The sequence below is a fragment of the Kitasatospora sp. NPDC127121 genome, assembly GCF_042677305.1.
Lineage (GTDB): Bacteria > Actinomycetota > Actinomycetes > Streptomycetales > Streptomycetaceae > Kitasatospora.
Window position 1 is genome coordinate 71,008 of sequence record NZ_JBHXTQ010000029.1, and the last position, 6,393, is coordinate 77,400.

At 74.6% G+C, this 6,393-nt stretch carries 6 protein-coding genes; 3 read left to right on the forward strand and 3 right to left on the reverse strand.

Features of this window, described 5'->3' with window-relative positions; all coding sequences use genetic code 11:
• Positions 1-88: 88 nt before the first annotated feature.
• Positions 89-646, reverse strand: coding sequence for a heme-binding protein (locus ACFVHI_RS17030; RefSeq protein ID WP_380339966.1), 558 nt, complete (start codon positions 644-646; stop codon positions 89-91).
• Positions 647-951: 305 nt separating this feature from the next.
• Between ACFVHI_RS17030 and ACFVHI_RS17035 the strand changes: the two genes are divergently transcribed.
• Positions 952-2,211: a sensor histidine kinase gene (locus ACFVHI_RS17035; protein ID WP_063348556.1), complete on the forward strand. Its 1,260-nt coding sequence runs from the start codon at positions 952-954 to the stop codon at positions 2,209-2,211.
• Between the two features lie 100 nt (positions 2,212-2,311).
• Positions 2,312-2,962: a response regulator transcription factor gene (locus ACFVHI_RS17040; RefSeq protein WP_063348555.1), complete on the forward strand. Its 651-nt coding sequence runs from the start codon at positions 2,312-2,314 to the stop codon at positions 2,960-2,962.
• Positions 2,963-3,554: 592 nt separating this feature from the next.
• On the opposite strand, the gene ACFVHI_RS17045 is transcribed toward ACFVHI_RS17040, so the two are convergent.
• Together ACFVHI_RS17045 and ACFVHI_RS17050 are read right to left on the reverse strand one after the other, a co-directional pair.
• A complete protein-coding gene (locus tag ACFVHI_RS17045; protein WP_063348554.1) occupies positions 3,555-4,037 on the reverse strand; it encodes a hypothetical protein in 483 nt (160 codons plus the stop codon).
• A 275-nt stretch (positions 4,038-4,312) separates the two neighbouring features.
• Positions 4,313-4,684, reverse strand: a complete 372-nt coding sequence (locus ACFVHI_RS17050) for a tail fiber domain-containing protein (protein ID WP_063348553.1) — start codon at positions 4,682-4,684, stop codon at positions 4,313-4,315.
• 486 nt (positions 4,685-5,170) lie between these two features.
• Here ACFVHI_RS17050 and ACFVHI_RS17055 point away from each other — a divergent pair, with 486 nt between their 5' ends.
• A complete protein-coding gene (locus tag ACFVHI_RS17055; RefSeq protein ID WP_380339971.1) occupies positions 5,171-6,256 on the forward strand; it encodes a sensor histidine kinase in 1,086 nt (361 codons plus the stop codon).
• Positions 6,257-6,393 lie beyond the last annotated feature (137 nt).

Genomic DNA, 6,393 nt, shown 5'->3' on the forward strand with positions numbered 1-6,393 from the left:
TGTTGCTTTGGTCCTTGGCGGCAACCCCCCCAGCGCGGCCGGGGCGCCCCCCCCCGCCCCCGGGGGCCGGGCCCCCCCGGCCAGGGGGTCACTTCGCCAGTGCGGCGACACCCGCCTGCGCGAACTGCTCGTCCAGGTCGCCGCTCGGCGCGCCCGCGACACCGATCGCCGCGACCGGGGCGCCCTTGGACTGCACCGGGGCGCCGCCGGCCAGGAACAGCGTGCCCGGGATGTCCTTGAGGGTCGGGGCCTGGGTCAGCCGCTTGGTCAGCTCCGAGGTCGGCGCGTTCCAGGAGACCGCCGTGAACGCCTTGCGCTGCGCCGACTCCGGGGACTGCGGGCCGGCGCCGTCGCCCTTGAGCAGCACCCGGGTGACGCCGTCCCGGTCCACGACCGCGACCGAGACGTGCTGGCCGGCCTTGGCCGCCGCGTCCAGGGTCGCCTGGGCGGCGCGGGTCGCGGAGTCGAGGGTCAGACCGGTGCTCTGGGCGAGGTTCTTGTTCTGGGTGTCGACCTTCACCGCGGCCAGCGCGGCCGGGGTCTCGGAGGTCTCGGCGCTGGCCGACACCGCGCCCACGGTGGCGGCGAGCGCGGCGGCGGCGAGGGTGCCGGTCAGCACCCGGGTGCGCACGGAGATCTTCTTCATGGTCCAGCTCCTCAGCGGATCGGCGAACGGGATCGGGGCCGCCGGGCGGCAGGGGGTCCGCCCGGCTCCACCTCGATCCTCCGGCCGGGGCGGGGCCCGCCACATCGACGCTCCGGCGCGACCGCGCGGGCATGATGGAGGACAACCCCGTCAACCGATCGGCTGATGCGGGACCGGGCCGGCCGGGCCACCATCGAGGGATCGGTGCAGGTCGGTGCGCCGGACGCACCGTCGAGGCGGCCGGTGCCCGCCCCGGTGCCGATCGCCTGCCAGGTGCCGACCGCCCGTCCAGCCAGGAGCCACCCGTGCAGCAGCCCCGCCCCGCCGCCGGCCACGACGCCGGCGACCCGGACGCGGGCCGCCTGGCGGTACTGCTCGACTCCGCCTTCCTGCTGCTGCTCGCCGCCTCGCTCAGCCGCTACCTCACCCACCACCCCGGCAACCCCCGGATCCCCTGGGTGATCGGGCTGAGCATCGCCCTCGCCCTCGCCCAGCCGGCCGGCTCCTGGCTCGCGCACCGCCACCCGCCACCTCCACTGTCACCAGTGCCCGCGCCCGGGGCTGACGCTTCGCCCGACAGACGGGTTCCGCGTCGGCGCCGGTGGCCGCTGGCGCTGGTGGTCGCGCTCTGGGTGGTGCTGGTGCTGCTCGCGCCGAGCTTCGCCTGGTGCGCCGTCCCGCTGATCTACACCGCGCTGCGCACGCTCCCCGCCCGGGCGGCGATCCCGCTGGTGGCGGCCCTGACGCTGCTGGTGGTGATCGCCGAACTCCGGCTGGCCGGCGGGGCGGACGCCACCCTCGTCCTGCTGCCGTTCGCGGTGGCCGCGCTCGCCACCGGCGTGTTCCTGTTCATGGACCGGCAGGACGCCCGGCAGCGCGCCCTGATCACCGACCTGGTCCGCACCCGGCGCGAACTCGCCGCCACCGAACGGCGGCAGGGCACCCACGCGGAGCGCGAGCGGCTGGCCATGGAGATCCACGACACCCTGGCCCAGGGGCTGTCCAGCCAGCAGATGCTGTTGCAGGCCGCCGAGCGCACCTGGGACACCGAGCCGACGACCGCCCGCGCCCACGTCCGGACCGCCGCCGAGGTGGCGGCCCGCAACCTGGCCGAGGCCCGCCGCTTCGTCCACGACCTCGCGCCGGCCGAACTCGCCGACGGCCGTCCGCTCGACCAGGCGCTGCGCGCGCTCGCCGGGCGGGAGGCCGCCGAGAGCGGTCTGCCGGTCCGCTTCCACCTGGACGGCACGCCCGTCCCGCTGCCCGCCGCCGCGCAGTCCGCGCTGCTGCGGATCGCCCAGGGCGCGCTGGCCAACGTCCGGGAGCACGCCGGAGCGTCGGCCGCGGCGATCACCCTGTCCTACCTGGGCGACCAGGCCGTCCTGGACGTCGCCGACGACGGGCAGGGCTTCGACCCTGGCGCGGTCGGGGCGGCCGGCGGCCGCGGGTACGGGCTGCCCGCGATGCGCGCCCGGCTACGGCAGTTCGGTGGCACCCTGGCCGTGGAGAGCACCCCCGGCGAGGGCACCGTCGTCTCCGCCGCGATCCCCCTGGAGCACCGATGAGCGAACGAACCGGACCCGCCCCCGACCGGCGCGCGGGGTGCGACGGGCGCTCCTGGTGCTCCTGGTGCTCCTGCCGCGATGGGCTCGGCGGGGTGGCCGCATGAGCACCACCGGCTCCCCCACCGACGCCCCCGTCCGGCTGCTGGTCTGCGACGACCACGCGGTGGTCCGGGCCGGCCTGCTGGCACTGCTCGCCAGCGCGGGCGACATCGCAGTGGTCGGCGAGGCGAGCACCGGGGAGGAGGCGGTCGCGCTGGCCGCCAGGCTGGCGCCGCAGGTGGTGCTGATGGACCTCCAACTCGGCGACGGCATCGACGGGGTGGAGGCCACCCGCCGGATCACCGCCACCCCGGGCGGCCCGCACGTGCTCGTGCTCACCACCTACGACACCGACGCCGACATCACCCGGGCGATCGCCGCGGGCGCCACCGGCTACCTGCTGAAGGCCGAGCGGCCGGAGGAGTTGTTCGCCGCCGTGCACGCCGCCGCCCGGGGCCGCACGGTGCTCTCGCCGCCGGTCGCCTCCCGGGTGATGGCACAGATGCGGGCGCCCGCACCGCAGCTCACCGAGCGCGAGCAGGACATCCTCGCGCAGCTGGGGCAGGGGCTGGGCAACCGGGAGATCGCCCGGGCGCTGTTCATCAGCGAGGCCACCGTGAAGACCCATCTCGGCCGGATCTACGACAAGTTGGGGGTGGACACCCGGGCCGGCGCGGTGGCCGTGGCCAAGGAGCGTCGACTGCTGCGCTGACGGGCGCTCACGTACGCCGGGCCCGGCCCGTCGGCGAACTCACTCCACATCAGCCCGCCGGGGCACCGCCGGACGCATCCGCTGCGCTCAGCGCTCGCGTGGTGTCACTGCGTGCTGCCATGATGCTCGGAATGTCGGATTCCAGCACGGCCCGCGCCGGGCCCGCCGCCCGTACCGGCGCCCGCCGCGCGCCCGCCGAAGGGCCGCCGGGCGCCCTGTCGGGCCTCAATCCGCTGGTCCGGCGCCTGGCGGGACCTTCCGGACCGACCATCACGTTTGTGGATTTTTCGTGGATCCCGCTATTGACAAACCAACCACGCGGTTTGTTAACGTGATACCAACGACGTCCCCGGGGGTGGGGGCTCGCCGGGGCCTGTGCGGACCGCTCTCGCCGGAGGGTGCTGCCAGGGGGGAACGGCGGGGCTGCCGGGGAGTCGGGGGGAGCGGCAGCGCGAAGCCGCGCGACGAGGCGGTGCGGAGCGAGTCCGGGGGGACTCGCTCCGCGCCTCCCCTGCGTGCGCGGCCCTCAGCCGCGTCCAGCGCCTTCCATTTCTTCCGGCTCTTCCGGCTCTTCCGGCTCTTCCGCAGCCGGCTAGACCATCGCGCTCCAGTACGGGCAGCACACGTTCGGCAGCGGCGCCGGGCCGCGACCGCCAGCGCCCTGCAGTGACGGCAGCCGCTCCGAGCGGGCCACCCCGGGCGAGCTCGCGGTCAGCCCGGCCTCACCCAACTCGCCGAATGCCAGCGCCAGTTGATAACCGTCCAGGGTGGCGGCGGCAACCCCGGGGCGGCTCCGGCCGGCATTCAGCGAAGTGATCGTCCAGCCGCGCTGCCGCCAGTGCCGCTCGACCGCGTCCACCAGTGCCGCCCGCCGGACCGCCGAGACGATGGTGAGGATGTCCCGCCCCCGGGTGACGTACCAGCGCAGGTCCGGGTCCCGCCCCGGCAGCGACAGCCGCGCGCCCGCTCTGGGCGCCGCCCCCTGCCAGACCGGCGCCGGCCGGACGGCGTCCAGGGTGTCCTGAAGCAGGGTCTCGCAGCGCTCGGCGGCTTCGAGCTGATCGACCGCCGGCACTGGGCCGGGCCACCGGGCGGGTGGCACGACCGGCGCACCGCCTCGGCTTCCACCCGGGAATCCGACGTTCAGTTCGGCACCACCTGGCTGCACTGGTCCCCTCCGCGCTCCTCCCGGTGTTCAGGCCGGGCCGGGATTCCGTCCACTGCTTGGACGGTGGGCGTGGACGGACAGTTCCGCCTCTTACCGTTCCCACACCCTCTTCCGCACCCCTCCCGCACGCCCCTCCCGCGCCCCCCGCATCCCACCCGCAGCCGCCAGGGGTCGCGCCCCGCTCACCGGCTCGACTCGGCGCCCTGGGTGAGTTCGCGCAGGCGCTGGACCTCGGTGGCGAGTTCGTCGATGCGCCGGTTCAGGGCCTGGATGCAGACCAGGGCGATGCCGTTGGCGTCGACGACGGGGATCACGCGGGTGTTCTCGTGGTGGAAGTCGAAGGAAGCGTGCCAGTCCTGGGCCATCGGTCCGATGTGCCGCACCCGTTCGGGCTCCCACAGGTAGCGCCAAGTGCTGATGGGCAGGGCGGCGACCGTCTCCAGTACCTGATGGCCGTTGACCGCCCCGGCCGGGGCGACGGCGGCCGTGTCGGCGGTCTCGGTGTGCTCCGGGGCGGTCCGGGCCGCCCTCCCGGAGCGTCGGAACAGGCCCATGCTCAGCGGCTCCAGTCGATCGGGACGCCCATCCCACCCGAACGCCCCACCCGCCCGCGTCCGACAATCAGGACATAGGGGATCCCGCCGCCACGCTTCCCCCCATCGAGTGAAGCCCCGGCCCGGACCCGCATTCGACCGCCGCACCACCTGTCCGAGCCGTCGGCCGACCCGTCGAGGGCCGATCGGCACGAAGCCCAGGGGGAGTTGGCAGGGGCAACCGGCGTTGAGCCTCAGATTTCAAGGCCGGGGTCGAATGTCAACGGCGGGTTTCCGACGGGAACTATGCTCACGGTCGGAAGCACGGGGGGTCCTTGAGGTAAACGACGGGCCTTCTGTGCGCCCATGGCGGGTCAAGTCGCTTTTCGGGAGCTCTCATTGGGTCACGGTGCGTACCGACTGGGCGACGATCGCCACTCGGAGTCGTCAGGCGAACGGCCAACCCCGAGAGATCCCCTGTCCCGCCTCGCCAAGGGCATCGTGGTCATGGCGGCCCTCGGGTTCTTCGCCGCCTCGGTCGTGGCCACCATCCGCAACCGCGACGGCTTCTCGTACCAACTGGCCGCCATCACAGTCCTTTTGGTCCTGCTCGGCTTTCAGCTCCTGCACGCCGGCCCGTGGCGCCACAGGCGGCCGTGGTGGCCGTGGAGCCTTCTCGCTCACGGAGTGATCACCTACCTGCCGTTCCTGGTCTTCGACGGGGCGTGGGTCGGCATCCCCGGGTCGTTCGCCGGATCGATGCTCCTGACCGTCGCCGCACCCAGGTCCTGGATCCTCTTCACCCTGCTGGTGGCGGGCCAGTACCCGATCTACGCGGCGCTGGGCGACGACGTCGGGCAGTGCCTCAACGCGAGCGTCTCCACGGCCGCGGGCGGAATCGTCGTCTACGGCGTGGCCCGACTGGCCGACATGACCGCGGAGTTGCGGGCGGCCCGCACCGAGCTGGCGGAGCGCGCCGTGGACCAGGAGAGGCTGCGCTTCTCCCGGGACCTGCACGACCTGCTCGGCTACAGCCTCTCCGTGGCAGCACTGAAGTGCCAGATCGCCGAGCGGACCGTCCTGGAGAACCCGCGGCGCGCCCGGGCGGAGATCTCCGAGGTGCTGGCGATGGTGAGACAGGCGATGTCCGACACCCGGTGGATCTCCAGCGGCGACCTCCAGATGTCGTTGGCGCGGGAAACCCGCTTCGCCGCCTCGGCGTTGCGGGCGGCCGGCATCAGCGTGGAGGTCGACCTGGCCTACGGCGCCCTGCCGCCCGAGCACGACGCCGTACTGGCGGCGGTGGCGCGCGAGGCCGTCACCAACATGCTGCGGCACAGCGCGGCACGGCGCTGCGAGATCCGGGCCGTCAGGGGCGAACTCGGCGACGTGAGCCTGGTGGTGTCCAATGACGGCGTCCTGGCGGAGGGCGTCCCGGCGGAGCCGGGCGGCGGCCGGGGCATCGGCAACCTCACGGAGCGGTTGCTCGCCGTCGGGGGACGGCTGACCGCGGAGGAGGGCGAGACCGGCTGGTTCCACCTCTCGGCGGTCATCGCGGCCCCGCCGACCAGGACGACGTCCAGGGCCGGCTGACCGTGCGGTCGTGGCCGCCCGGGCCGCCCCGCGGCGGCGGCCCCCCCCCCCCCGCGCCCCCAAAAACCCGGGGACCAAGGCCACGCCCCGCCACCAGCGCCCCCCCACCCCGGGGGTGAGCCGCACCGGGCCCCCAC